Genomic DNA, 24,923 nt, shown 5'->3' with positions numbered 1-24,923 from the left:
GATCACGATCCGCTTCCGGCGAGGAAGTCGACGAGCTCGGCGGCGGCAAACATGCCGGCCAGGCTGCCGCCGACGCGGAGAAGCGCACCCCACGACCAGTAGCCGAAGGCCGCAGCCAGGAACATGCCGATGAAAGCGATGGCTCCAACAGACCGTCCGAACGGGCCTGTAAAGAACTGTACGAGCCGATCGGCGGCGTTCTGCAAAGCATTGAGGTTTTGCGCCGCGGCGGGCTCGTATTGGCTGACGACCAGGATCATGGCCGCAACGAACACCGTTACGGTATGACCGACCCACCTGCGCTTGATCATGGAACGGCAGGCGACGCTCCCGTAAAGCACTGCCACTGCGAGCATGTTCATTGATGCACCTCTTCCTTGACGATTTTCAGCGGACCGCCGAACTGGTTCGCCTCCTCCACCTTGTGAAGTCGCGTTTCCGGTGCGCGTGGATCCGCAACTGAGAAAATAAGCATTGGGGATCGTGCCCGGTCGGCGGTCCTAATCCGGCGAGGCGGACCCGGCTCGGCTCGAGAGAGCTTGCCAGCCTGCGGAGTCGGGGCAGGCGCCGCTGCGCCGGTGTAGTAGCCGACGACCCGCGTCACATAGTCCGCCGTTTCGCGGATCAGCGGCAGAGACTGATGGATGTCGACACGAGGCTCGCCGGCATTGTAGGCCGAGGCGATAAGCACTGGGTTACGATACTTGTCGATGAGAACACGCAGGAACCGGGTGGCGGCGCGGATATTCTGTGGCGGATCCGTGAGATCATGTGCGCCGAAAGCCTCGCCGATTTTCGGCATCACCTGCATCAAACCGATCGCGCCGGCCGAACTGACCAATCGGGGATCGAACCCGGCGTTTTCGGCCCGCATGATCGACAGCACCCAGTTGGGATCAACCCCCTCCTCGACTGCGATTGTCAGTGCAAGCTCGGCATAGGCGTCGGGGATTCCGGAAAGCAGGTCGGGCCGCGGTTGCATCGACGCCAGGTCGGTATCGGCGTGCGGGCGAGTTGTGCCTGGGTCAAAAGAGAAGGCGCTGATTGGTGAGAGCACGGCGCGTTCGCGCCGTGCTCTCACGCTACCTGCCGCTTCTCCTGATAGCTCTGGATCGCGGTCACCGAAATCAACGCCGGCTTGATCAACGCGAAGCGGGTTCGCCGCGAGCGTGTCGGTGTCGGAGTTTCCCGCAAAGCGCTGGTTGAAGCTGGCCAGATCGATTGATGGCGGTAGGAGGTGGTTTTCTACAACGGCGGCATACGATGCGGCAATCGGTGTCGGGAGCGCCCCAGCCTCACTTGAACGGATAACGAGCGCTTGGTCGGGGTTTTCGATATTCCGTTGCGGTCCATTATCCGAGGAACTGGAAACTAATCCGGGAAGAAAAAACACGGATGTCACGGCAGGCCAGAAGGCGCTGCGTCCCCAACGGACTAGCGGTTCCCTCACGGAAGAATGCGAGCTGTGATCCATTGCCGAACCGGTCCAGACTTGTACTTCGGTACAAGTTTTGAACTGCATTATCGGACGGAAATCAACACAAAAATTGCACTGCAGTACAATTTTTGAGAAGGACAGTATCCCTTACAAGTCAGATACTCAAAGAATTCAATCGTGTAGGCGCGCCCATCGATCGGGCTTCCAACGATGCAAGATCTGCTCTCGATCGCCCAAAATACGCGCCAAGCGCACGGCGGTGCCGCCTTTGACCAAAACCGATCCGGCATCGGCTCCGGACTGGCTACGATAGGTTCTGCATGTGAAATTCGGCAATTCGCGCTGAACCCTCGATGCCGGCCAGCAGTCAAGCACCCGATAGCGGTAACCATGGAGGCCCCTCGCCAGATTGCGTGAGACCTGCTGCACGGGACCGAGACGGTGGCGCCCGAAATCGGTGCCATATTCCAACTGGCACTCGACGATGTCGCCTGGATAGTTTCTGCAGGCCGTGAGAGTGAGATATGCAAACGGCTGTGGCGGTCGCGGGGCCTGTGTCAGTTGTCCACAGGCAACCAAGGGGATTGCAACGACCATCGGCCAAAACAAAGCTGATGAGGTTCGCATGGCTTCATCTCTTGGTTTCCTGCCGATAGCCGGCACGTTCAAGGGCTTCGAGAAAGAGATCGCGGGCAAGCCCGCAAAAGGGCGACGAGGCTTGGGCCATGTGCAGTTCGGTCAGCACCAGCCCGAGACTGGAGATGGTTGCGACGACTTCTGCCAGGTCGTCATTGAGACCGTCGCGAAACATCTCGCGACCCTGATGTCCCTTGACGACGATGGCGTAGTCGTTGCGTGCGATGCTATGCCACAATTCGAGGGTACCGGTTTCACAGCCGTGGCTCTCAGTGTCGCAGATGAGCATTAAGGCGTAGTCCGGATGCGGCAGGTCGCACTCTTCGATCGACGTGCCGCCGTGAAATTCCGTCAGCGCTGCGCCCGACGAGAACAGAAGCAAGCGCTCATTGACCAGCAGCCGCCGCCGTCCCAGATGCACGAACCCGTTCATGACGGCCGGCCGTAGGAGGCTTGGCCTAAGACTTTCCGCACAGTGCTCGCAGAGCGACACCAACTGATCACTCCTCAAAGCAAATGCTCTGTGAAAACGGCCGACAAGGAAGCGTTCTATATTCTGGGTGCGGCCACCGATCGACTCGACGAACGCAAAGGCGCCAAGCAGCGCCCACGCGTTCTTCAGGTCATCACTTTCAGCCGACAACCCGGCGTCGCTCACCAGGCTTGACGATCCGACGACGATTCCGGCAGACCGGGTTTGCGCGCCGCAATCCGGGCAGTCGACGCAGACCGGAACCTTGTACCATTCCTTCGTCAGTAAGGACCGATGGCTTGTCAGAAGAAAATCCGTCTTGCTGATGGAAAGTGTCGCGAATGCAAGCTCTGATCCGACGCTCGCCACCTTGCAGCAGACAAGAAATGGCACCGGCAAGGTTTGGTTTCCAGAGTTCAAACTTGCACTCAAGTACAATTTTGTAGCAGTCCGAAACCAATTGCTCAAGATTTAAAATTTGGGCTTGGTAAAAATGGCTACTCGCCCACACGGTCGGCTCGCACGAGTTTGGCCTCGTCAATTCACACCATCGGCGATGCTCATATCCACTGAATCGCTCCTTCGCGAACTCGCTGATGCACGCACGCACTGGTTCGCAAATTTGGTGATTGGCTCAAGCGCTCTTTCACCGATACGCTGGTCCGCTCAATCGGTGAAGCGCCTATTCGCCTATTCGGGCGAACGCGGATTCACCGCGTTGCACATCGACGCAATCGCTAGTTCGAACATTCACCTAATCCCCGATTGCCCTAAACGCTGATCATCGCAATCCCGCATTCAACGAGCTGCCAGCTTCAACCGATAACGTGCCGCCCGCCTAAAGACCCCGATCCTTCCGGCCCGACGCCCGTACGTCCACGTCGATGCGTGCCGGTCAGATCGCAGTTTTTCGGCAAGCTTTGCTCGCCTTGCGACCATCGCCCCGCGGGCGAGACGGCTATTGGTATACCAATAGCCTATCCTGCCATCTCTTACCAAACCGGCCTGGCCACCGAACCCGACGTGCCAATGCTTTCGCGAGTCGCCAGACAGAGCAACAGCGATCACAGGCCATGGCCTGTGATCCGCGCCCGAGGAACAGCACGATGGCCAGGCCGGTTTGGTAAGAGATGCTGAAGCGAGCCGTCGTCGTGAGCTGCCGGGATGTCCGTGACTGGAGGGAGCGGGCATCGATGGCATGCGAACGATGAGACGATTCTCCGTTTGATGATTGCGCAACGCTACCAGCTTTATGTCGAACGCATTGATGCCCAAAAAACAGGGCCCGGTCCTATGCCATGTCGATCGAGCCCAACCTGTTCGGCGAGGTCTGTCTCATCCGCCGATGGGGTCGGATCGGCGCCACCGGCCAAAGGCGGGAGCATCATTTCGCGCGGCAGGAAGAGGCGGTCAGGCTGTTCCTACAGCTTCTGCGAAAGAGACGGTCGCGCGGATACAGGCCGAAACCGCATGTCCGCCAGATAGACCTGCTGATCCTTAGCAAAGGAGCGCCGCGAAGGCCGACGCCATCCTCATGTCGATTGCATGGGATCGAAAATGGAGTGGTATCCAATGGCGGCGGCCTTTCCAAAGGAAACACCGCAGGTTCTGACACCAGCCAATGGCCAAGCGAAGCTTCGGGCGTGAAGCGTCGGTCGACCCGGCGCGTCAGGCCAGGCGACATGGTGAAAGCCGCCTCAGAAGGGCGGCTCGGCGTCGATTACACCCTCCTGTTCGGCCATGATCACCGCCAACTCGGCACAGGCGAGTTCCAGCTCGACCTCGATCTCGCGGCGTTCGGCGGGGTACACGGCATTTCGCAATTCGGCCCGCAGCTCTTCAATGTGTTGTTCCAGAAGCATCGTCGTCTCCTCGACGTTTGTGAAAGACGACGCGCGCGGTCATGGGGACGTGGCGGGGTCAGGGATCGCGGAACGCGACCGCCAGCGGCGGCGAGTGGGGGTGCCGATTTTGCCGGAGTGCAGGGAACCGGAGCGGAGGCAAAATTGGGGGCACCGCTCGTCCTTGAGGCCGTCATGCCCCCATGACATCATCGGACCGACTGAGCAGACATTACCTCTCCGTACCGCACCCGAACCCGAAGACGGGCTCGATGCCTGTCTTCGGGTTTATCGACACGCAACCACCTGATTAACTGTGGAAATCCGGGGCTTTTCGCGGCAATTGCCGCAGTTTGTCGATGACAGCGTGCGGCGGTGGTGGCAGGGATTCCGTATCGATCACGGTCCGGAGACAGGAAATGACCACCACCAACGAAATTGCCGACAAGATTGCAGGCGAGCACGGCCTCACCAAGGTACAGGGGAAAGCCATCGTCGAGGCGGTGATCGCCTCCATCACGGCGGCAGCCGTCGCGGGCAACGAGACGTCGCTTCCGGGTTTTGGCAAGTTCAAGGTCAAGGCAACGCCGGAGCGCGAGGCTCGCAACCCGTCGACTGGCGCAACGATCAAGGTTGGCGCCGCCAAGAAGCTGGCCTTTACGCCGGCGAAGGCACTGAAAGACGCACTGAACAAGTAATTTTGTCAGCATAAAAATAGCCCGGCGCCGTGCCGGGCTATTTTCTTTTTGGGCCTGCGTCAGCGGGCGGATGTCCGCTCAAGAACATCCTGGATGATCGAGTCGCTGACCGCGTGATGGGCTTCGCGGGCATGGTCGTCCAGCAGCTTGTGAAGAATGCCGGATGCCAAAGGGATGAAGTCGAAACCGAGCGCGATTGCTGCGGTCCGCAGTTGCGAAAGTGTTTCGAGTTCCCTGAAGTTCGTACCAAGCCAGAGTTCAAGATTGTCGCCATCGGCGTCCGGAAATGCCTGGAGGAAGAACGTCTGGAGCGGACGGTCGTAGCCGATAATGGCATCCGGGTCTGAGTGGCGGGATGCAGTCCTGATGACGGTAATTGTGTAGCGGCTCATGGCGGCCTCCTTTGGAATGAGGCGCCGGCCCCGATTGCGGGGCCGGCGGTGCGGTTCAGGCCGGGCTGTTCCAGAGGATGACCTTCTTGCCGGGCTCGCCGCCGGGTGCGGGGGCGACGTTGCCGAAGATCACGCCGATCTCAGGCGCTTCGAGCTTCGTGGAGATGTATTCCTCGCCGGTCTGGCGGGAAATGCGGTTCCAGCCGGCGCCGATCTCGAAGCCGGTCTTGCGATGGATGATGCGGTAGTCGGGGGCTTCTTCGCTCGCCTTGCTGGCGTTCGGGATGAGGGCGATCGGGGCGTTGACCCGGATGGTGGCGAAGACGCCTTCGAGAGTGCCGTCGGTCTTTTCGGTGAGGGTTGCGATCGTGGTAGCCATGGGATTGTCTCCTTCGTTGCATCGGGACCATTCCCGATGGCGCCCGAAGAAGGGACTGCGCCGCAGGCGTCACCGAAGCTTAAGCGGAGGGGAACCCCCTTGCGGGGTTGACGCTGATGGCGGCCGGTCCCTTAGAAAGGCGACATTAAGAACGGGAATGGTCCTTGATTGAGACGTCAGCAGGAGACCTCGCCCCGGCTGCCCTTTGCGGACCCGCCGAGTGCCGCGCTTGCGACATGCGTCGGTGGTGTTCGGGTCAACGGGCGGTGGCCGTCAACCAGTCGCGACGCGATAGATCAGCACCGATCCCAGCCTCATCATCAAAGATGACCAAGCCGGCGCGCTCGAATTGTCGGATTCCCTGACGCGACTGCAGCTCTGCAGCCCAGGACCGCGTAACAGGGGTGATTACAAGGGATGTCGCCGCCGACTGCAGCGGTGGCGGGGCATCCAGATCAATCGAGAAGAGCCCGCGAACAGCCAGCCAACCACGCAATCGTCGCGGAGTGGATTGGATAGCGCCACGGATCCGCCACTGCGACGACGCGGCGTGGATCAAAGCGGAAGAAGCAGCGCCAAGCCTCAATCAAGCCGGTTGACCCGGCCAGTTCGGCCGCGCGCCTCGGCAAACAGTCTGGCGATCTTCACCGTAAAGGATTTGCTGAAGCGGCCGAGGATGTCCTGATCGGGCTCGATGTACCAGGAGCCCTCGACGATATCGTAATTGTACTCGTCGGCCATGATCCAGCACCGCTTCAGATCACTTAGGCCCGCACGCTTGCGCTCGATTTCGGGGATCTCCAGAGCGATCCGGCCCGCCTGCGGCGGCTGCGTAATGATGGCGAGAAGGGCCAGATGCGTGCTTCCATCGGTGGCACTTCGGATGGCGATGACGACGCAGACAGGGCGCTGCTTTCGGCCCTCGGTTTCGCCGCGCTGCTGCTGCCAGCCCCACAGGTAGGGATAGGAGATGACCTCGCCAGGGCGGAATTCACGGCTCATCGTCGTAGCCTTCACCGCGCGCCAGTCGATCGAGCGCCTCGTCGAACAGTTCTGCATGCTCGGCGGGCATCTCCGAGATATGATAGGCACGGCGGGGGTTGCCGCCGCTGCGCATGCGCTCATAGTGCTCGTAGCTCATCAGCACGAAACGCGGCTTCTTGTGCCGGGTGAGCATCACCGGCTCGCGGCTCGCCGCGTCGGTGATATCGCCGATTTGTTTGTTCAAGTCGCCTGTCGTGAACTGCTTCATGGCTATAATCTCCAGTACGGTTTCCATATAAGCCATTTTTCCCATGTTTTCCATATTTTCCATCTTTCGAGGAAACGGCGCTCACGCGTCGTCTCCTGAAGCTTGCCAGACCGGGATGCCGAGACGACGCGCCTTGTCGGCAAGATTGCCGGTGATGCCGTTTCCGGGAAAGACGATCAATCCAGCGGGCATGACAGAGAGCATGTCGTCGTTGCGCCGGAACGGGGCCGCTTTGGCGTGTTTGGTCCAGTTGGGTTTGAAGGTGATCTGCGTCACCTTGCGGGCTTCAGCCCAGCAGGCAGCGATCCGTTCGGCGCCTTTTGGCGAGCCGCCATGGAGCAGCACCATGTCGGGATGCTTGGCATGAGCCTGATCGAGCTTGGCCCAGATCCGCTCATGATCGTTGTAGTCCATACCGCCGGAGAAGGCGATCTTGGTGCCGGCCGAGATCAGCACCTCGGTTTCGGCGCGGCGTCGAGCGGAGAGGAAGTCCCGGCTATCGATCATCGCCGCCGTCATGTTGGCGTGATTGACCTTGGAGCCGGTGCGTGGCCGCCAGGACGAACCGGTCTGCGCCTCAAAGAGGTCGGCCGCGCAGTCGCGCATGAACTCGAAGGCGTTGCGGCGCTCCAGGAGTGTGATGCCTTCCGCGATGAGCCGTTCGAGTTCGACACTTTTCACCTCGGAGCCGTCCTGCTCGCGCTGACCGGTGCGCTGCGCTTCCTCGTTGCGGTCGAGCTCGCGCTGGATGCGCTCGCCGGCGCGATGGAAGAGATTGGGGATCGACCAGAAGAGGTCTTCGAGATCGGGCTCCAGGCGGGTGTCACCGAGCATTTCGGCGAAGGCACCGAAGATCGCGGTGATCGATGACTGGACCTGCGGTTCTTCCGGCAATGGCCGGGGATCGGGCTCGTCCTGGAAGGGACGATAGCCGAAGATCTGCATCTCATAGATGAAGCGGTCGGTCGGGGAGGACGCGTGGTGGGGCTCGACGCCGTCGTCGGGGTGAAGGATCAGGTCCATGGTAGTTCTCCGTTCGTGGGCCGCGCCTCTCGCGGCCTGACGGCGAACCCGGTCACGCGGGCCGAGGCCGGAACCGCAAGCGGAGCGCAGCGGCCCAGCGAAGCGCCGGGCGGGGACAAGAGGGTTTGTTGATCCGCGAGGAATGACGGGCCATCGCATCGGCCCGGAAACTGGGAACCGGTTTCCGAAAGAGCCGATGTGCGAAAATGGCCCGGCAGGGGAAGAACCCCGAGTGACCCGCTGAAGGCCCGGAGGCCCGCGTGGTAAGGGTCGCCTCTTGGCAGGCCCGCGGGCGGGCGCCCTCCGAAAGGCGTCCTCGGATCCCGCTTCACCAAAGCCGCCGCCGGCCCGGCCTGCCTGCCCCTTTCGGCCGGTCTCATCCGGGCAGATAAGCCATCGCGTCTTCCGGAACCATTTGAGCTCGCAGGCTGGCGGTCAGCCGGTCCGGACCCAGCCAGCGCAGATCCTCGTTGAAATCGCCGAGCTCGGGCGACAGCACCAGCGGCAGGATCCCGCACTCTTGCGCTCGCCGGCTCAATCCCTCGATCCCGTGCCGGCCGGCGGCATCCGCGTCGGCTGCAATATAGATGCGCAGGCATCCGACCGGGAAGTGGAAGGCAGCGAGATGATTGGCCGTGAGCGCCGCCACCATCGGCATGCCAGGCATCATATCCGACAGCGACAGCATGGTTTCGAGGCCTTCGCCCACCGCCAGGACCGGCACAGGCGCACTCACCGGAAAGCGGAAGCGAACGCCATAGCCGAGCAGCCCGCCTAGCGCGCGGCGGGGATCCTCTACCTTGGCCTTGCCGACGCCATCCGGGTCGAGCCCCGACGACAAATAGGTGCGGTGGACGCCGGTGATTGCTCCGGCGGCGTCGGTCACGGCTGCGATCAGAGCCGGATAACTGGTCGTCTGGCCGGTGACGAGATCGCGGTAGTAGCAGGACAGATGAAAGCGCAGCGCTGCATGCGTCGATGCCCGCAGAATGCCGCGCTCGCGCAGATAGATGTCGGCCAGCGTGCCCACCAACGGCCGCGTCATCCGAAACAGCCTTCGTGCTCGTTCGGCCGCCGGCCGCTCGATCAGTGGGGCATCACCGCCGCGGCTACTGCAGCCCGACACCGGTTCGGGTTGGGGCAGGCTGAGAAAATGACGCGCTTCCTCGGCAGCGTCGCGGAAGTCCACGAGGCCGCAGGTCTCGCGGACGAGATCGAGCAGGTCACCGAACTGGCCGGTCGCTGCATCCGTCCACCGACCGGCCCGCCGGCCGATCAGATGCACATAGAGTGACTGGCCCTTGTTGTTGGCGACGTCGCCGACGAGCCAATAGTTGCCGGCACGGCGGCCGGCGGAGAGATAGTGACGGCAGACCGCTTCCGCGTTTTCCGCGAGACGGCCCGCAAGATCCGCGGCGGAGAGCATGGCGGATCTCCTTCACGAGCGGCGGGCGATATCACTGAGGCGAGGACGTTGCATCAGCTTCGACAGAACCGCCGCACCCTCGTCTGTGACAGGCACGAAGAAACGCAGCTTCCAATTGATCATCTCCGAGAACAGTCCGATCGACCGCAGCCAGTCGCGCATCCCGTCGGTGAAGCCGATGAGCTCGACGCGGTAGTCGTTCATCACCCGCACGCGGCGCAGCGTCATGCCACCGGCAAGCCCGACGATGGAGGATCCGTCGACCAGCGATGCCCAGGCCTGGTCCGGCGCGATCACGACAGTCTGGTCGATCCCGAAGTTGCGGCAAAGGCCGGCGAGCCGATCCGGAGCAATGACACGGCCGACGATCCACTCGCCGTCATCCGTCTGCAGACGCCGCACCTGGCAAAAGTCCTGGGGCAGCAATTTCCAGATCGGCAGCAACAACCCGCTGACGACATGCATTGTCGACGTCGAGAATTCCAGCACTGCCGCGACTTCGGCCTCCCAGGCGTCTGCGAAAGTCCGTTCGTCGGTTTCCTCCCAGTTGGTTTCTTGGAGTTGCCGGACTTCGATGCGGAGCTCATCCATTGGCCGGATCAGCGACACGTGCGGCTGAACGGAGCCGTCGTCCAGCATCATCGATCGAGTCGGGACCATCGCAGCGTGCCTGCCCGACCTACCATTGATCATCAGCCTGGCGCGCGGGTCCTGCCTGACGAGCGCGAACACATCATGGAGCAACATTGGCGCATTGCGATCCCGGCGTTCGATCGTCAGCAAATGCGACTGCGCGCCGGTGACCGGGTGCGTATAAATCAGCCGGCGCTCAGTGACCGTCATGCTGTCGGCGGTGATCGTCTCCAGGCCCTTGTCATAGATGCCGGTGGCAACCGCTCCCCCGATGCGGGCGGCCAGCAACTGCTCGAAGGCCTCGAACAGCACATTCTGCATGGCAATTGTCAGCGCCAGCATGCGATTGAGAAAGGTCTGAATCGGGGGCAACTCATCCTTCAGTCCGCCCTCCTCCGAGGTGAGCGACAGGCCGGTGATACTTTCGAACTTGTCGAGCGAGCAGCCATCGATCCTGCCGGCATGCAACAGGCCATAGAACTGACGCAGCGCGTCGCGGGCATATTGGGATTCGAGATTGTCCTCGCTGCGAAACATGCCCTGCCCGCCGGTCTGGCGCTGGCCGCGCGTGATGGCGCCAAGCGTGTCGAGACGCCGGGCGATGGTCGAGAGGAAACCCCTCTCCGCCTTGACATTGGTGGCGATCATCCGAAACCGGGGCGGCTGTTTCTGGTTGGTGCGATGGCTGCGCCCGAGCCCCTGGATCGCCACGTCGGCACGCCAGCCCACTTCCAGAAGGTTGTGAAGACGCAGGCGCTGATTTTTTGCGGCAAGATCCGCGTGGTAGGATCTGCCGGTCCCACCGGCATCGCTGAAGACGAGAATGCCTCTTTCGTCGTCCATGAAGACGCGGGCGTCGTCGAGATTGGCGCTGCCCGGCCGGTTCTGCACGGCATAGCGGGCAATAGAGCTGCTGTCCTCGCAGCGGACGATGCGGCGAGAGCGACCGGTGATCTCGACAACTTTGCTCGCTCCGAAGTGGTTCATCAGCACCACGGTCGGCTGAATGGAACGGTCGATGTGATCGTCGATATGCGCGTCGCTGCCGTCGAAAGCATCGGTCATGATCTGCCGCAAGTCAGTGGTGGAAACGGCTTTGCCCTGTTCCAGAAACGACATGATCCGACCGCCAGCATCCATAAGCGCTTCGGCGCCAGCTTTGATATCAGGACGTGGAGAGGTGGAAACAGTTTGAGGATGCGCGATGACATTCATCGAAGGATGCTCCAAGAGTGAGGAAAGAACAACGGAGCCCAGCGTCCTGCCGAAGTTCGCAGCAGTGATATTGGGGCAGCCACGGAAGGTTCGGGGATCGCCAGCTTGAACTGCCGGCGATCGTCAGCGTCAGGTCGTCGGGCTTACGATGACGCCAATCGGATCGTCAGGATCGGGTGGCAGGCAGGCGTCGTCGGGAATGCCTTCGCTAAGATGGCCAAATGGCGTGAGGACGAATTCGCTGTCACTGCGGCCGACGGCGCAGATTACGTAGCGCGGCTCGCGTGTAGCGGCATCGAGGCATTCCATGAGAGCAAGATTGCCCTCGGACGCGGCGCGCAGCAGCGTGTCGAAGTTCGTGCGGGCGTAATCGGGTATAGCCATTGCAGTGTTCCATGAACGAAAATGCCCGGTACGGCGGCCGGGCTGATGGTGATGTTGGGTGCTGAGGTTCTATTGATCTCCTCGAAGCCGGATCAGGAGGCGCGCTCCAGCAGCTTCTTTGCCTTGCCTTCGAGTTCGAGACGCGTGTCCTGATTGGTCTTGTCGCGGGCAAGCGCTGTGATGCCCTGCACGAAATCGAAGATCGATTCCGGCGGCCGGCCTTCCTCGGAAAGAACCGTGTCGATGATCTTGCCGGTCTCGGATTTCGAGAAGCCGCGCCGACGAAGGAACGTCCCGCGATCCTCGTCATCGTGCGCAACAATGCGCTCGCGGGCCGCCTTAATGCCGGCAACGAAGGATGCGGGAGAGGAATTGGCGAAACTCGTCAACGCGGGTGCGGCTTCATGGGCGAAGCGGTCGGCGGCGAACTTCGAGTGCCGGATGGTGATCTCCTCAAAATTTTCGCTGCCCCAGATGTTCCTGTTGGCGCACACGGCACGCAGGTAGAACGAGGCGATGCCGAGCGTCTTCGATCCGACTTCGGAGTTCCAGGCATAAAAGCCCCTGAAATACAAATCAGGCTCACCATTCGGAAGTCGGCCGGCTTCAATGGGATGGGTGTCGTCAACGAGAAACACGAACACGTCGCGGTCCGAAGCATAGAGGGTGGTCGTGTCCTTGGTGATGTCGACGAAGGGATTGTGCGTCATCGTCACCCAGTCGAGCACCCCCGGGACTTTCCATATGGTGTCACCCGTGCCATTGCCGGCGATCTTCATCACCGCCGAGACCAGCTCGTGATCCCAGATGCGGCCATATTCCGGCCCGGTGACGGCCCTGAGTTCGAGCCGGCCGTCATCCATCTCGAGCGTCTTGACGAGTTCGGCACGGTGATTGAGCAGACCGTGCTGCAGATTGATGGCGGCCAGCGGCGCCGGCAGCTGACGCATATAGGTCGAAGGTGCGCCGACCAGGCTGCAGAGCTGGCCATAGCTCCAATGGGTCGGTGCGATCGGCTGACGCTGACCGGGTACGAGAAGCTCGAGCCGCTCGGCATTGTCGCGCGTTGCCTCGACGCGGATCGCAGCACTTTCGATCGTTCGCGCATGGGCGCGGTCGGCCCGGGAACGAACGGTATCGTAGAGCTCGGTCAGCGACAGGAACCGCTCGTCGTCGGGACGCGAGAACCATTCGGACGAGACACGGCCGATACGTTCGCCGCGGGAGATGTCGACCTTGAAGCCCGAGGACACGGACCGGGCGTCGGGTGTTAGAGTGTTCATTGGAGTCTCCTGAAAAATAAGCGCCCGGCGCAGTGGCCGGGCTGGGTTGGGGGAAGTGAAATGGCTGATGGTCAGTCAGGCTGACTGGAGGCGCTGATGCGCTGCCCGGATCGCTGCAAGCGCGGCCTGGAACTCGGCGTTGCCGACGACGTCCGAGACATCCATCGTCGTCGCGACGGTGAGGCACGCCGCATGGATGTCATCATCAGTCACCGCGGCCGGCGAGAGCCCGCCGAAACTGTCGTCGACCTCCAGTACGGCTGCGATCGCATTGCGAACCTGATCTTCCTGTAGTCGTGCCAGGATGTGGTTCGCCTTTGGCGGATCCACAGGCTCATCGGGATCCGGAGCGTTGCCGAGGATGGCCTCACCACGGGCAATCTCCCAGGCTGAGCGGGCAAGCCAGTCGGGCGACGGAGGCCGTGCTGCGTGTGCGTCGTCGAAGAATATCTTCAACAGGCCGAGCAGGATCTCGAAATGATGTGCACGCCGCTGAACAGCTTCATCGAATTGCGAGGGAACCGGGATTGACGGTCCGGTATAGGCGCTATGGACGCCTTCCCAGACGCCGGTGATATTAACCTCGCCGGAGGAATCGAAGTCTTTCTCGGCGATGTCCCAATTGTCGTCTTCGACCGCTGCTCGGCAGGCGGCCTCAAGCGACTCTGCGGCATAAGTGCGACGCCGGAAAACCGGCCGGTGATAGGTGGTTTCAATCGTAAAGTCGGGCATTGAAATGCTCCTGAAAATGGAAGCGGCCCGGTCTCCTTTCGGAGCCAGGCCGCAGATTGATCCGAGAAATGGTTACTCGGCCGCGTCGACGTGCTGCTGTTCGGCGAGCTCCGTCGGCGCGGACACATTGTCAGCATCGTCGGCCAGGAGCGCCGGAAGATTGGGATTGCCGCTACCGCTGGCATCTCCGTTGGGAATCCCGGCGTTTTCGCACGTCGAGTCGTCGACGGAAGAGACATCTGCCGCGAGACGGAGAGGCTCCGGAAGCCAACCACTACCGGCCATTATCCGCTCGGCCTCGCGGGCCATATCGGACTTCTTGAGATGGCCGATCAGCTCCGCTGATTGGTCACCCTTCGCCTCACGGACCGCCTGGAGAATGTGCGACTTGGTGACACGGCCGAGATAGGAATCCACCGTCGGCGCCCAGCCCGCCGCGACCATGTCGAAACCGATCGACCGGGCGACCTGGTCCGCATGAGCAATCGCACGTGCGCGCTTGTTCCACGGCTCGGTGACCGCATTGAGCGACAACGAGGCGCAATGGGCAAACAGGGCTTGTCGGCCGACCTCATCGAGCGCGATCAGGAAGGTCCAGAGGTCGTCCGGCGATTTCGGCAGATCCTGGCCCCAGGCTTCGTGCCGCCGATCGATTTCCTTGGCCCAGACGGTGTCTCCGAGTCCTGGTGTCTGGGCGAACCTGGCGCTCTGGAGCGTTAGCTCCAGGCATGAGTCGGAGCCGTAGAGGTAGAAGGTCTTCAGGACGAAGGCGTGCAGCACCGCGATAAAGGCGATGACCGGATCGTTGCCAAGCGCATTGCGCAGCGCCACGGTTCGCGTCGCCGTCAGATCCAGGACAAGTCGATCGGATAATGGCCTGACGACGTCGTCGTCATCCTCGGCGGTCTCGCCGGAGATCGCCTGACCATTCACGGAAATCCCGCGGGCGGACGAAGAGGCTGGCATCGGGCCGTCGTCGTTGCCCTCCGGCTCCGCTCCGGCGGCATCGATCGTTCCGACCGGAGGCTCATCCTCGGCTCTGACGAAGCCGCGTTCGATCTTCAGTCCGCCATTGGCAGCAAGCGAGATGAAGGCCCCCCCACGGGCAACCTCTTGGGGATCGAAGACGTAGGGCCGATCATTCAGCTCATCGAGTTCGGCCCCGAGTTCCTCCAGGACGCGCTCGGTCTCCTCGGAATAGTCCTCGGCTTCGGCATAGTCCGCATCGAGTTTTTCGTATTCGGCCCTCAATATGTCACGACGATCGAGTTCCGCCTGGGTCATCTCGGCCTGCTCGCCGTAGAAATGGCGCAGCCCGGACGTATGGCCATATGGGAAATCGAAGGCGGCCTCGACCCACTTCCAGCCTTCCTCGGCCTTGAGTGTCTCGGCATCGCGCTTCAGCTTCTCGATCACCAATTGCTCAAGCAGCGCCGGATCCTGGAGCCATCCGCCGTTGTCCTCGTCGAACAGGTCGCGCACGACCACGCCGTCGGCAGCTTCATAAGCCTCGAGGCCGACATAGGCCGCGCGGCGGTCGGTCGCCCGGATTGTCGTCTCGGTCAGAAGCCTGCGGATATAGTAAGGCTCCTGGGCATGAGACCGCAAAACGGTATCCCAGACCTGCTCCTGACGAACGTGATCGTTGGTGATCGAGAACGCCATCACCTGCTGCAGGGTCATCTCGTCGGCCGCGTAAAGATCGAGCAGCCGCGGCGAGACGGACGCCAGTCGCAATCTCTGGCGCACCGTCGCGACCGAGACGAAAAAGCGGGCGGCGATGTCTTCTTCGCTCTGCCCCTGTTCGCGCAAGTTCTGGAATGCCCTGAACTGGTCGAGAGGATGAAGGTCGACACGCTGCACGTTCTCAGCGAGCGAATCTTCGATCTCCGGCGTTTCGCCGCTGCTGACGATGCAGGGCACGCCGGCGGTTTTCAAAAGCCGTTTCTGGGAAACGAGCAATTCGAGCGCACGGTAGCGCCGGCCGCCGGCAGGAATGCGGTAGATGCCTGTCTCGTTGCCATCGCCATCGAGTTCGGGCCGGACATTGAGACTGGTCAGAAGTCCCCGGCGTGCGATATCCTCCGCGAGATCCTCGATTGAAATGCCCGCCTTGATCTTGCGGACATTCTGCTGGCTCAAGACGAGCTTGTTGAAGGGAATGTCACGTCCACTGCTGAGCGTGATTTTCTGGATGGCCTGTGCCATGTCAGTTTCTCCGTGACGGACCGGCCGGAGCCTCTCTCCAACCCTCTCAATCCGTCACAGCTCCCCTTCCCTCCTCTTCCATTCTGCAACCGCTCCGCATGGGAATCCGCCCTTGATCCGCGCCGATCCCTCCCCACATTGCGGCCGTCACTTGTGAAGGGGTCATTCGAGCATGCATCAGTTTCTGGAGACGACCTTTGGGCCGGACGAACTGGAAATCCCGGACATTGTGCTGGAGGAATGGCGGGCGCGGCGCGGTTTGCCTAAGGACAATCCGGATGTCGAGCTTGCGGCAGCGGTGATGCTCAACCTGTTTCGCGAAGGAAACCGAACGATCGAAACGCTGAAGGCAGCCGCGGCCGAGCACAGGGCGTTGTCTGAGCTGTGACGGCGATCAGGCTGGTGAGCTAAACAGACCCGACGTGTCGGGGGAATCCAACCCCAGCATTTGTTTTCTCAGTTGCCTTCAGCCGACAGATTTCGGCACGGTTCATCCTTCGATGCCGAGCCACAGCCGTGGCCATTCCGGCGAGGATCAATGTCAGCAGGTGAGCGCTTCCGTCATCGCAAACACATTGCCCACTCAAGACAGATTGGCCCGATTGGTGCGATGGATAATGATACGCTCAGCGTTCGAACCGCTCCAGCATCCTCTTCAGCTGTGCATTTTGCAGCCGAAGCTTGCGCGCCAATTGCTCCCGGAGCAACCTGATCTCTTCGTCAAGGCTGATCGCATCGTCAGAAACGGCGTGAACGCCTGGAGAGGGTGGCAGAACGGCTTCAATCGTTTCCGTTGCCTTACCCCGCCTGCTGCGTTTTCGCGTTGCGCCTTCGCCAGCCTGCGAGGTTGTTCGTGTTTCGCGTGCGACCGCCGCCGCGTCATCGGATAAGGCCGGATCAGCCGCCTCCGCAGACCCGGCGTTTTCGCTATCCGCCTTGCCATGGAGAGTTCTTGCCGTTTGGGAATGATCCGGGTCCGCTGACATCGCCTCCGATTGTTCGTCGGCGACGGGCTTTTCGTCGACCGGAGGCGCCGCGGTGTTCAATCCGTTATCGGCAGCCGTTTCAGTCGGCTTGGCGATGGCCAACAGCTCCGGCTTCACATCATCGGTCGAGCCGTGTTCCTGTGTCTGTTGACGTCGCGGCGACACCAGCCGAGCCAGAAGTTTCCATGGAGACGCCATTTTTTCGACCTCGTATTCTACCCCGCATGCAGGCAGCGGGCAAAGGCGTTGGCGGCAGGACTAGCCGCCGCCAATATGTTCGTTTCAATAATCATGAGAATGCGGCCAGCGCTTGACCGGCTGCTAACGATCAACCGAGGTTGAGCCGCTTTCGCAGATCGACATTTTCAGCACGGAGCTTCTCGGCCAGCAGCTTGCGCAGTTTTTGGTTTTCCTCTTCCAGCTGTAGAAGATCCGCAAACTCATCGACTGCCGCCGTCGAAGGAATAGCCGCTGCCTGCACGGCCTTCGGAGCCCGCTTGACAGGCGCACGCTTGGCGCTTGTCGCACCTTCGTCGGACTTTGCCTTGCGTCCTCTCTTCGGCTTTCCAACTGCGGCATTCGAAGCCGCTGCCGGTTGCGCCGAAACCGCTGCCGAGACGGTTTCAGGTACCGCCTTCCTGGCGCGAGGTTTGCGCTCCTTCTTGGGTACAGCGGGCGCCGCTACGGCCGGCGTATCAACATCAGTCATCGTATTGTTTTCGTCGGCCATTCTGGTCTCCTGTAAAGCCGGTACATTTGTCTGCTGCTCCATCGGCAGTGTCAACAACGCCGAGGCCTGTTCTTCGCCGGTGAAAACCCTCTCGCTGCTGATGACCTCAGACGTTCCGGTCAACAACGGCGTTGCCTCGTCCTGCAGATCCTGCGCAACGGACCTGAGATCCATGTCCCCCCAGATCGAATTCGGATTGGAGTTCACTTTTCGCCGACCAGATCTGTATTCGACGGCAAAGCTGCGCTGGACTTTTTTCACTTTGAGAGGCCTTGGGTGTCTGCGGTGATGTTTCGGCGATGTTTCAGCATCGCAACAAGTCCTGCAGATAACCGCTATCGCCCCGGCGGTCCAGGCTTTTCGACATATTCGGAGCCTTGTAGGTCCTACGAAATCTCACATCTGCTGCTGACTACACCATCGCGCCTAGCATTAAATCACCCGTGCTGCCTCATTTATGAAATCCCGGAATCGAAGCGGCCGATGCCATCGCCATCAGTACGACCAGGCTTTCCAAGTAAGGTGGTTATGTTGACGGCATCACGCCAGGTCCTTCGACTGGCGTTCAAGTTTCCGGCAATCGCATTCAGAATCATGAAACGGCGCTCCAACAAATCGGAGCGCCGTTTCACCATCCAAATCTCAAATCCGCGTTAACAGAAAACTTCGCGACACGCCCCGATGGCGGCTGGATCATTCGGGAGAACATCACATCCACCTCGTCAGACCGCATCGTGTTGCAATGACAATGGCGGGTCATCGCCGTCGCTTTGATGCCGGTGGGACAGCGAGACACGCGTGCCCGGAGCGCAGTTGGTGACCTCTATATCCGCGTCTAGTTGCGCGGCGAGCGCTTGTACGATGTTGGTTCCCAAGCCCGCCTTGGGCTTCGGGTGATCATCAGCCATGCCGATGCCATCATCACTTACGGAGAGTGACCAACCAGACCCGGCCGCCTTGTAACTGACAACGATATTGCCGTGACCCTGACTGGTGAACGCGTGTTTCAGCGCATTTATTACCAGCTCGGTGACCACCAGACCAATGCTGATCGAGATATCGGCTTTCACGATTGTCTCATCCACGGCGACCTCCAACGATACGAGATTCCGATCTTGTATCATCGAAGCACCAATGCTTCGGCACAGGTCCGTCAGATAGGGGCGTAGGGAAACCTCATCCGATGCGGACGCGGCCAATTGTTTCTGGAGTGTCGCGATCGACATCACCCGATTATGGGCATCATAGAGATGCGTTCGCGATTCCTCCGATTGAACTTTTCTGGCGCTTTGCATCAAGACGCTTGCGATGATCTGCAGGCTGTTTGCGACGCGGTGCTGAAGCTCCAGCAATAGGATAGCTTTGTCGCGCAGGAGGTCGTCTTTCAGCTTCTCGTTAAGTCGCGCTTCCGTGATATCGGCCACCGAGACAAGGACGCGCACATGAGAGCCATCAGGGTTTGCAACCTTATGGGCGTTCACCAGAAGGTCGCGCGTGGGTCGACCCGATCGCTTCAGTTTCAGCTCATAGTCGGTTATTTCAGCAAAGCCATTCGCTGTCGCCCGCAATAGTGAATCAAGCTGCGGAATATCCCATTCGCCGGAACCTAGGCCCGCCATGGGGTTGCCGTTGACGGCTGCCGGATCGATCTGGAACGCGCCACAGAACGACTTGCTGCCCGCAAGGATCACAAGGTTTCCGTCGAGCATCAACAGGGGGGTGGCAGACGCCATGATCATGGCGAGAGCAAAGTCGAATGGCTCGGGAGGCGGAATCGTTACGGTCATATCAGCCCTTCATGGGCCTGGAGGCTCTCGGAGCGAAAGCGTTACCCGCAGATAATTCTGCAAGTCGAACGGATCTAATCGTGATCCACAGCTCCTCGTTGATTTCTTATAGCATGAGCTTACTGAAAGATGTGGACTATTTATCGTATGTCTGTCCCAGTAAAGGCGCCCGACCAACCAGGCTGTAGATCGCAAGGCTAAGGCCGCTGAGTTCGGCAGTTTGCGCACGCGAGGCCAAGCCCGCGTTTGAACGGATGACCAAATCGGCCTTCGGAACGCATGCTCGATCACGGCAACTGGCGCACCCGGTCCTCAATGAGGATGGCAACGGCCAGCGCTGCAAAGTCGTCAGCACGGAGCAGGCTTGCGCAATTCTCATGTCCTCCTGGCCTGTGAGGGCTTGCGAAATCTTCCTCGTGTGATGAGCGGCAGATAGCGGAATTCCGCGCTGCCTGGGTGCGACGACACAGGAAGTCGGCCCCGACATTGGAGGATCGAGCCCATTCCGGGGGATAGAACTCAGCATGTGCGCCGCAGCAAAGACCTCTGTCGCGAAACCACGACCGGAAGACCGGCTTCGATGGACGACGAAGGGATCGGGGTCGCGCCCTCACGATCTGCGATCACGCCGGTACCTCCAATTGAGCTAGAGTTATGAATTTCACCGGCATTCACAAGCACAGGTAGATAGGAACATGTGTCGCATCCCTGCGTTACACCCATAATGCAAACGCGGAGAATAAAATGACTGATCGTGGACCTACAGTGATTAACACCGGCCGAAGCAGCAGCGCGGGTTGGGCTGTAGCTGTTATTATCGCGGTGGTGGCCGTCGGAGGGCTCTTATTGTTTTCCGGCATCATTGACATCGATGGTGGCGGCACCGACGTGAACATCAATGTCCCGGCGGGCACATCAGCGCCAGCCACAGGCGCAGCGCCGCCAGCCGCTGCGCCGGCGTCAGGTACCCCGGCACCACGCACGGCCGCCCCGAGCAAGTAAGCGGCGTCGCTTTAAGCACGTTGTCAGGCCGTCGGCTCACAGCTGGCGGCTTTTTACGCGACGATGGCGCCATCGGTGCATCTTGGCCGGGTCTTCCGCAATGCTTTTTTCGACGCCATGGAGGATGCGGGTGACGTTCCAGGCGACAAGCCTTTGAGGTTGCTTGATCTTTCGCTTGGCACTACTCTCAGGCGCTCTCCTATGCGCGGCTTTGGGGCGGAAGCTGTTATTTCTATGGGGTCGCCAGATCCCTCGGGAATACAGGCAGTTCTACGGCAAGCCCCAAGGGCTTGCACGTCCAGTATCCCGACCCGGGAATGGTATGTGGTTCTGCCTGCAGACTGCGGCCAATGTTGTGCCGGAGAGGCCAAATTCGAGAGCGCTGCAAACCCGTTCGTAAAGCTCAAGACGTGCCAGTCGGCCGGTTTCGACCGTATCGCGGCGTTCCCTTCTTCGGGGCGTTGACACCAAGCTCCCATACCGGCAACGACCACGCCGGCGAGCAGAGCCGAGATCATCTTGATCACGTCCGCGCGGCGTGTTCGCCGTCTCTCCCACTGATAAACCATCACACCCCCCGCACCTTTCAATGCTTCGGTCGGAGTTTTGGTCGTTCGTTCTTGTTCCAGTCCCGTTGACCATCTGACCCGTGACTCCATGTTCCGGTGCGAACGGAGGCGCTTGGATGCGACAATGCAAAACATGTCAGGATACGGGCTGGGTCTGCGAGGCTCATCCAACCCGAGTTTGGAGTGGAACGCGTTGTTGCGGCTGCGGTGCCGCCGGCATGCCCTGTCCCCGTTGCTCACCCGAGCACGGATGGGATCGGCCCCCGGACTATTCTAGGATCTTGCAATCCGCCAGCCACCTCCCCGGGAAAAAGATGAACTGACTGCCGGGCATTCAGGAAAAAGGCCGCGGGACTAAATGCAGGGAACGACGATATGACCAATGGCGCAACACCGAGTTTACTGCGACGCTGGCCGCCCAGCGCCGTGAGCGGGCAACCAATCTCCGGCCGCCGGCAGTCCGACCCAGGGAGCGACGCGATCGGGCTTTAATCAGGAATCTTCGATGGACGCCACGTCGTCGACAAGCTCCTTGCCACACGTTCATCCGGTGGGCACGTTCCCATTGACCTACTACGTATGATCCGAGAGTTCACTTCGGCGGTTCAGTGACGCTACTCTTGGTATCGACTTTGCCCGCGTCGTCCGTCATCCACCAGTGGGTGGCGTAAACTGCGGAGAAGATTACGAACGAAAAGACGGCGGTCACGGCAAGGGCGTATCGGTCTGTGGGTTTCATCAGCCGAACATAGTGCGGCCGGCCCAAAGGCCCAATGGCAACCGCAGGCGCGGCTGAACCCTATTCGCTCATGCTGTGGTTCGTTGAAAAGTTGGGAACGTTCTCGTGCCGTCAGAATTGAGTCTGAAGCTCAATCCATGGAGGGCTGGAACATGCTGGTAAATCGCTGGGGAAAGCCGCTCGTTTTAGAGCGTGACGGCCTGCGGGTCACAATTACTAGTGCCGAAGAAGGCGTGAACTGGCTTGCTCATGAGCCAGGCCAAGCGAATCAAGCCTGGAAGCACGCTTGGCAGACATGTAGGGCGGTGCATGAGGGACGATTGCCCGCGGAAGAAGCCAGATCGGCAGTATTACTGGCGGCGGCCAACAGCCGACATTAGGCGCGGGTCACCTGGGCGCCCGCGGCATTTCTTTGAATTGACTTGATCAGGAATTGCGAGCTCCCACCTTTGGCGGATGCATTGGTTCTGCAGCACGGCGTCGACGAGCTGCGCCGAAATGGGCTTCGCAATGAAACGCGCGGGGTGAGCATGGCGGCAGGAAAGGTCCGGCAACACCCGGTCGTTTCTTACGCCGCGGAACAAATCTCCTACCCATCCGGTTACCGTAGCCCCTGAATCGAGCGTCGGTCCCACCCTGATGGTGGAACACGCATTGGACAGGATGGAGATGTAATATGGAGCTTCCCCATAACACGATTATAGCTGTTGCCGATGGCGAGAAACTTAGCCTGTTTCAGAACGAGGGCGATGCTGCGAATGTAAAGCTGAAGGCAATGCCTTCCGCAGAGATCGATAGCTCGAAAATCTCGTCAGGCGGCCGCCATTCCAGCAGTTCGGCGAACCCGGACGACAGCCAGCAGAACGAAGACGGCTTCAGCAGCGGCGTGGCCGACTTGTTGAACAAGCAAGTCCTCGGAGGGACCATCAGGAGCCTCGTTGTTGTGGCCGCGCCGCGCACGTTAGGAGAAATGCGCAAGAACTACCACAAATCGCTGTCGGACATTCTGATCGGCGAGTTGGACAAAGATCTGACAGGCCATACGCTACAGGATATCGAAAAGGCGCTTGCGGCAGCTTAAACTCTACCTCAGATGCGTATCGTGGTTAACCACACGATAGGTCACCGTATCTATGAGGAACGTAGAGTTTCGACAGGCCCTGTCCGACATGACGGGGCCTTCTCCTACTACGCAGCCGGATGGCCCTATAGGAGCACCACGGAATTCGAGAGCGCTCCTAGTCGTCTGCTGCAAATCGTCGAGGGAAAAGGTTTGCCACGCACAGGAGATCCTGCGAATTCCAATGGAAGTCCGCTCTCGCCATAACCGGTGCTGAATATGAACGGCACCACCAGGTCGCGCAGGGTTTCGGCAATGGTGGCCCTGGGCTGCAACGCCAAAATAATGTCCAGCACCGCCACGTCGATCTTTGCAGTTGCGGCAATCCCACGGTCAGCCGCGGCACGGACGCTACGATTTCGCAGCCAGGCTGACCCATTTCCTCGAACATCAGGGCCACGCCGAACTGGGAATAATGTTCCAAGCGGCGAGCTAGCCTGGCAACGTGTAAATTGGGCTGCGCCGACAGGCTTTGATTCCCTCCGTGCAACGCCCTGATCTTTGGTCCGGTTGACGTGGATCAATCTGTGCCGAAACAGTCCATGCGACTTTCGATAGAGAATCGGAGTGCAAGATGGAACGTTTGGTATTTGAGCGAAACATCGGCGGAACAAGGTACCGAATCTGTATTCGATCGAGGCCGTTCGGGGCCGCGGTGATTACCTATCAGGTCTCGCGCGCACTCAACGGTCGCGATATGTGGCAGGGCGTGCCAGCGTCATGGGACGGTGTCAGATCGGTCATGGATGAAGCATTTGCTAGGGATTTGGCACCATTCCGTACGGAATCACCTACCACCGGAATTGCCGCGTAGGGCTCTCATCCGGAACCAATCGAGGCGCCGGGCATTCCTATGATGTCGCGAGGGCGATTTCCCGTCCCCTCAGGAATTGTTCGTTACCCCCCGAACAGGCTCTCGCGCCACTTCCCTCACCGCCAGCCCGCCAAGTCAAATCAGGTTGCATCAGAAAGACCGGCATCTATATCAACGGCGGCCGCATCGATGAACCTGTCCTATCGGCCTGCGTGCCGCCCGGCGCAACGATCACGCGAGCTTGCGTCGGACTTTTCTGGGATCGCAATGACCCGGCCGATCTCATTGAGACAGGCGATGATCTCGTCCTCAAGATGGTCCCGCTCTCCGCGTGCATCCGAGGCCAGTTCGATGCAGCGGTAACTTCCTCGTCTGCATGAATTCCGCGAGCATGGTATTTGATATGGAGACCCGACATTGAGTTCGATGGTAGACTTTGGCGCCGAATTGGTACGGGCAGCGAACCGGATTGACCAACTGGATTCGAAGGACACGCGCCGTTTACTGAATCAAGCAATGAGAAATATCCGCTCCATGAGAGAGCAGATTGGCATAACCGAAAGCCAGACGGCGGCGGAGGTCGTGATTGAGCTTCAAACGATTGCAGTGGCATTTGGCTGGGGAAAGCGGACAGATGCGGATATAGCATCGGCATTGCTCAAGGCCGCCGATATGATTCGGGATCTTGATACAGTGCTGGATACGGGCACGGTAAGCGGGAGTCCAGGGCTTTAAAGTAATCGCGTTGCCCGAACAATGTCTCTAAACTTGCGCGACAGCCAGTCGCCGAACAAAGTGAGCTGATCGGCCGCTCGGTTCTTGGCAACATGATCGAGCAATGACTTCGACTTGTTTACTGGGGCGTTGATCAAGCCGATCTTTGAAGCCGATCCAGCGTTGGCCAGTCGAAAGCCTTCCGGGCAACGTTCGTCACCAAAATCCCGCGGCCCGGCTCGGATGCATACGACAGGTGAGCATGTGACCTCATAGCACGGGGCATACGAATTCAGACGGCACGCGGACGTTTGATAATCTGATCCGCAGAATAACTAAAAGAAACCCAGTGATATCGCGGGTAGAGAGGCATTGTTGCTTTGCTGAGCTTGCCATCCCCCTTTTCGGAAAGCGACGTTCTCATAGGCGGACACGCCCTTCTATGTGGCT

The 24,923-nt window shown here is 60.2% G+C and carries 23 protein-coding genes and 2 pseudogenes; 6 read left to right on the top strand and 19 right to left on the bottom strand.

The window, feature by feature from the left end:
* Positions 1-2 precede the first annotated feature (2 nt).
* The 3 genes from ACZ9EJ_RS26595 to ACZ9EJ_RS26585 form a co-directional block, all read right to left on the bottom strand.
* Entirely contained in the window at positions 3-362 is a 360-nt protein-coding gene (locus tag ACZ9EJ_RS26595) for a TrbC/VirB2 family protein (RefSeq protein ID WP_046641897.1), read from the bottom strand.
* On the bottom strand, positions 359-1,393 hold the full coding sequence (locus tag ACZ9EJ_RS26590; protein ID WP_255736654.1) for a lytic transglycosylase domain-containing protein: 1,035 nt from the start codon (positions 1,391-1,393) through the stop codon (positions 359-361). The genes ACZ9EJ_RS26595 and ACZ9EJ_RS26590 overlap by 4 nt, the downstream gene beginning before the upstream one ends.
* Positions 1,394-2,069: 676 nt before the next feature.
* Positions 2,070-2,978: a hypothetical protein gene (locus tag ACZ9EJ_RS26585; protein ID WP_476100137.1), complete on the bottom strand. Its 909-nt coding sequence runs from the start codon at positions 2,976-2,978 to the stop codon at positions 2,070-2,072.
* 795 nt (positions 2,979-3,773) lie between these two features.
* Between ACZ9EJ_RS26585 and ACZ9EJ_RS26580 the strand changes: the two are divergent.
* Positions 3,774-4,021 (top strand): annotated as a pseudogene (locus ACZ9EJ_RS26580) (WGR domain-containing protein); the annotation flags it as partial.
* Between the two features lie 222 nt (positions 4,022-4,243).
* On the opposite strand, the gene ACZ9EJ_RS26575 reads toward ACZ9EJ_RS26580, so the two are convergent.
* A complete protein-coding gene (locus tag ACZ9EJ_RS26575; protein WP_255736653.1) occupies positions 4,244-4,408 on the bottom strand; it encodes a hypothetical protein in 165 nt (54 codons plus the stop codon).
* 338 nt (positions 4,409-4,746) lie between these two features.
* On the opposite strand from ACZ9EJ_RS26575, the gene ACZ9EJ_RS26570 reads away from it, so the two are divergent.
* The gene (locus tag ACZ9EJ_RS26570) at positions 4,747-5,085 is read left to right on the top strand and encodes an HU family DNA-binding protein (protein WP_476100134.1); all 339 of its coding nucleotides are present in this window, start codon (positions 4,747-4,749) and stop codon (positions 5,083-5,085) included.
* A 59-nt stretch (positions 5,086-5,144) separates the two neighbouring features.
* Here the strand turns inward: ACZ9EJ_RS26570 and ACZ9EJ_RS26565 are convergent, their stop codons facing one another.
* The 11 genes and pseudogenes from ACZ9EJ_RS26565 to ACZ9EJ_RS26515 form a co-directional block, all read right to left on the bottom strand.
* Positions 5,145-5,477, bottom strand: a complete 333-nt coding sequence (locus ACZ9EJ_RS26565; protein WP_046641900.1) for a hypothetical protein — start codon at positions 5,475-5,477, stop codon at positions 5,145-5,147.
* A 55-nt stretch (positions 5,478-5,532) separates the two neighbouring features.
* Positions 5,533-5,856, bottom strand: a complete 324-nt coding sequence (locus ACZ9EJ_RS26560; protein WP_037115718.1) for a DUF736 domain-containing protein — start codon at positions 5,854-5,856, stop codon at positions 5,533-5,535.
* 582 nt (positions 5,857-6,438) lie between these two features.
* On the bottom strand, positions 6,439-6,858 hold the full coding sequence (locus ACZ9EJ_RS26555; protein ID WP_046626879.1) for a hypothetical protein: 420 nt from the start codon (positions 6,856-6,858) through the stop codon (positions 6,439-6,441).
* Positions 6,848-7,108, bottom strand: a complete 261-nt coding sequence (locus ACZ9EJ_RS26550) for a type II toxin-antitoxin system Phd/YefM family antitoxin (RefSeq protein WP_046627619.1) — start codon at positions 7,106-7,108, stop codon at positions 6,848-6,850. Before ACZ9EJ_RS26550 ends, ACZ9EJ_RS26555 begins: the two co-directional genes overlap by 11 nt.
* Positions 7,109-7,189: 81 nt before the next feature.
* Positions 7,190-8,131 (bottom strand): DUF2493 domain-containing protein, encoded by a 942-nt coding sequence (locus tag ACZ9EJ_RS26545; protein ID WP_046641901.1) that lies wholly within the window; start codon positions 8,129-8,131, stop codon positions 7,190-7,192.
* Between the two features lie 376 nt (positions 8,132-8,507).
* Positions 8,508-9,557 (bottom strand): DUF7146 domain-containing protein, encoded by a 1,050-nt coding sequence (locus ACZ9EJ_RS26540; protein ID WP_046641902.1) that lies wholly within the window; start codon positions 9,555-9,557, stop codon positions 8,508-8,510.
* Between the two features lie 12 nt (positions 9,558-9,569).
* Positions 9,570-11,180: pseudogene (locus ACZ9EJ_RS26535) on the bottom strand (strawberry notch C-terminal domain-containing protein); the annotation flags it as partial.
* Between the two features lie 354 nt (positions 11,181-11,534).
* Entirely contained in the window at positions 11,535-11,789 is a 255-nt protein-coding gene (locus tag ACZ9EJ_RS26530) for a DUF6117 family protein (protein ID WP_046641903.1), read from the bottom strand.
* Between the two features lie 92 nt (positions 11,790-11,881).
* A complete protein-coding gene (locus ACZ9EJ_RS26525) occupies positions 11,882-13,072 on the bottom strand; it encodes a hypothetical protein (RefSeq protein WP_046641904.1) in 1,191 nt (396 codons plus the stop codon).
* 75 nt (positions 13,073-13,147) lie between these two features.
* Complete coding sequence (locus ACZ9EJ_RS26520; RefSeq protein WP_046626868.1) at positions 13,148-13,804, bottom strand: hypothetical protein; 657 nt, start codon at positions 13,802-13,804, stop codon at positions 13,148-13,150.
* Between the two features lie 72 nt (positions 13,805-13,876).
* Positions 13,877-16,012, bottom strand: coding sequence for a ParB/RepB/Spo0J family partition protein (locus ACZ9EJ_RS26515; protein ID WP_046641905.1), 2,136 nt, complete (start codon positions 16,010-16,012; stop codon positions 13,877-13,879).
* Between the two features lie 172 nt (positions 16,013-16,184).
* Between ACZ9EJ_RS26515 and ACZ9EJ_RS26510 the strand changes: the two genes are divergently transcribed.
* Positions 16,185-16,400, top strand: coding sequence for a hypothetical protein (locus tag ACZ9EJ_RS26510; RefSeq protein WP_046641906.1), 216 nt, complete (start codon positions 16,185-16,187; stop codon positions 16,398-16,400).
* 238 nt (positions 16,401-16,638) lie between these two features.
* Here ACZ9EJ_RS26510 and ACZ9EJ_RS26505 read toward each other — a convergent pair whose 3' ends face one another.
* The 4 genes from ACZ9EJ_RS26505 to ACZ9EJ_RS26490 all read right to left on the bottom strand — a co-directional run bounded on the left by ACZ9EJ_RS26505 (position 16,639) and on the right by ACZ9EJ_RS26490 (position 21,825).
* Positions 16,639-17,196: a hypothetical protein gene (locus tag ACZ9EJ_RS26505; RefSeq protein WP_255736651.1), complete on the bottom strand. Its 558-nt coding sequence runs from the start codon at positions 17,194-17,196 to the stop codon at positions 16,639-16,641.
* A 130-nt stretch (positions 17,197-17,326) separates the two neighbouring features.
* On the bottom strand, positions 17,327-17,989 hold the full coding sequence (locus tag ACZ9EJ_RS26500; RefSeq protein ID WP_046642740.1) for a transcriptional regulator: 663 nt from the start codon (positions 17,987-17,989) through the stop codon (positions 17,327-17,329).
* A gap of 461 nt (positions 17,990-18,450) precedes the next feature.
* The gene (locus ACZ9EJ_RS26495; RefSeq protein ID WP_046641042.1) at positions 18,451-19,515 is read right to left on the bottom strand and encodes a sensor histidine kinase; all 1,065 of its coding nucleotides are present in this window, start codon (positions 19,513-19,515) and stop codon (positions 18,451-18,453) included.
* A 2,163-nt stretch (positions 19,516-21,678) separates the two neighbouring features.
* On the bottom strand, positions 21,679-21,825 hold the full coding sequence (locus ACZ9EJ_RS26490; RefSeq protein WP_251090540.1) for a hypothetical protein: 147 nt from the start codon (positions 21,823-21,825) through the stop codon (positions 21,679-21,681).
* Positions 21,826-21,962: 137 nt separating this feature from the next.
* On the opposite strand from ACZ9EJ_RS26490, the gene ACZ9EJ_RS26485 reads away from it, so the two are divergent.
* From ACZ9EJ_RS26485 to ACZ9EJ_RS26475, 3 genes are all read left to right on the top strand, one after another.
* Entirely contained in the window at positions 21,963-22,205 is a 243-nt protein-coding gene (locus ACZ9EJ_RS26485; RefSeq protein WP_311523885.1) for a DUF982 domain-containing protein, read from the top strand.
* Between the two features lie 296 nt (positions 22,206-22,501).
* A complete protein-coding gene (locus tag ACZ9EJ_RS26480; protein ID WP_046630396.1) occupies positions 22,502-22,906 on the top strand; it encodes a host attachment family protein in 405 nt (134 codons plus the stop codon).
* A gap of 1,270 nt (positions 22,907-24,176) precedes the next feature.
* Positions 24,177-24,494, top strand: a complete 318-nt coding sequence (locus ACZ9EJ_RS26475; RefSeq protein WP_251090539.1) for a hypothetical protein — start codon at positions 24,177-24,179, stop codon at positions 24,492-24,494.
* Positions 24,495-24,923 lie beyond the last annotated feature (429 nt).

The sequence above is a fragment of the Neorhizobium sp. USDA 3394 genome, assembly GCF_056280385.1.
The sequence above is the reverse complement of the archived record's forward strand: the minus strand, read 5'-3'. Positions and strand labels throughout refer to the sequence as shown.

What these genes read in the sequence shown, in the direction of transcription:
- ACZ9EJ_RS26480 (WP_046630396.1), top strand. Translation starts at nt 22,502, where the DNA reads ATGGAGCTTCCCCATAACACGATTATAGCTGTTGCCGATGGCGAGAAA.
- ACZ9EJ_RS26530 (WP_046641903.1), bottom strand. Translation starts at nt 11,789, where the DNA reads ATGGCTATACCCGATTACGCCCGCACGAACTTCGACACGCTGCTGCGC.
- ACZ9EJ_RS26565 (WP_046641900.1), bottom strand. Translation starts at nt 5,477, where the DNA reads ATGAGCCGCTACACAATTACCGTCATCAGGACTGCATCCCGCCACTCA.
- ACZ9EJ_RS26555 (WP_046626879.1), bottom strand. Translation starts at nt 6,858, where the DNA reads ATGAGCCGTGAATTCCGCCCTGGCGAGGTCATCTCCTATCCCTACCTG.
- ACZ9EJ_RS26550 (WP_046627619.1), bottom strand. Translation starts at nt 7,108, where the DNA reads ATGAAGCAGTTCACGACAGGCGACTTGAACAAACAAATCGGCGATATC.
- ACZ9EJ_RS26490 (WP_251090540.1), bottom strand. Translation starts at nt 21,825, where the DNA reads ATGAAACCCACAGACCGATACGCCCTTGCCGTGACCGCCGTCTTTTCG.
- ACZ9EJ_RS26515 (WP_046641905.1), bottom strand. Translation starts at nt 16,012, where the DNA reads ATGGCACAGGCCATCCAGAAAATCACGCTCAGCAGTGGACGTGACATT.
- ACZ9EJ_RS26505 (WP_255736651.1), bottom strand. Translation starts at nt 17,196, where the DNA reads ATGGCGTCTCCATGGAAACTTCTGGCTCGGCTGGTGTCGCCGCGACGT.
- ACZ9EJ_RS26495 (WP_046641042.1), bottom strand. Translation starts at nt 19,515, where the DNA reads ATGACCGTAACGATTCCGCCTCCCGAGCCATTCGACTTTGCTCTCGCC.
- ACZ9EJ_RS26575 (WP_255736653.1), bottom strand. Translation starts at nt 4,408, where the DNA reads ATGCTTCTGGAACAACACATTGAAGAGCTGCGGGCCGAATTGCGAAAT.
- ACZ9EJ_RS26595 (WP_046641897.1), bottom strand. Translation starts at nt 362, where the DNA reads ATGAACATGCTCGCAGTGGCAGTGCTTTACGGGAGCGTCGCCTGCCGT.
- ACZ9EJ_RS26540 (WP_046641902.1), bottom strand. Translation starts at nt 9,557, where the DNA reads ATGCTCTCCGCCGCGGATCTTGCGGGCCGTCTCGCGGAAAACGCGGAA.
- ACZ9EJ_RS26485 (WP_311523885.1), top strand. Translation starts at nt 21,963, where the DNA reads ATGGAGGGCTGGAACATGCTGGTAAATCGCTGGGGAAAGCCGCTCGTT.
- ACZ9EJ_RS26560 (WP_037115718.1), bottom strand. Translation starts at nt 5,856, where the DNA reads ATGGCTACCACGATCGCAACCCTCACCGAAAAGACCGACGGCACTCTC.
- ACZ9EJ_RS26525 (WP_046641904.1), bottom strand. Translation starts at nt 13,072, where the DNA reads ATGAACACTCTAACACCCGACGCCCGGTCCGTGTCCTCGGGCTTCAAG.
- ACZ9EJ_RS26520 (WP_046626868.1), bottom strand. Translation starts at nt 13,804, where the DNA reads ATGCCCGACTTTACGATTGAAACCACCTATCACCGGCCGGTTTTCCGG.
- ACZ9EJ_RS26545 (WP_046641901.1), bottom strand. Translation starts at nt 8,131, where the DNA reads ATGGACCTGATCCTTCACCCCGACGACGGCGTCGAGCCCCACCACGCG.
- ACZ9EJ_RS26570 (WP_476100134.1), top strand. Translation starts at nt 4,747, where the DNA reads ATGACAGCGTGCGGCGGTGGTGGCAGGGATTCCGTATCGATCACGGTC.
- ACZ9EJ_RS26510 (WP_046641906.1), top strand. Translation starts at nt 16,185, where the DNA reads ATGCATCAGTTTCTGGAGACGACCTTTGGGCCGGACGAACTGGAAATC.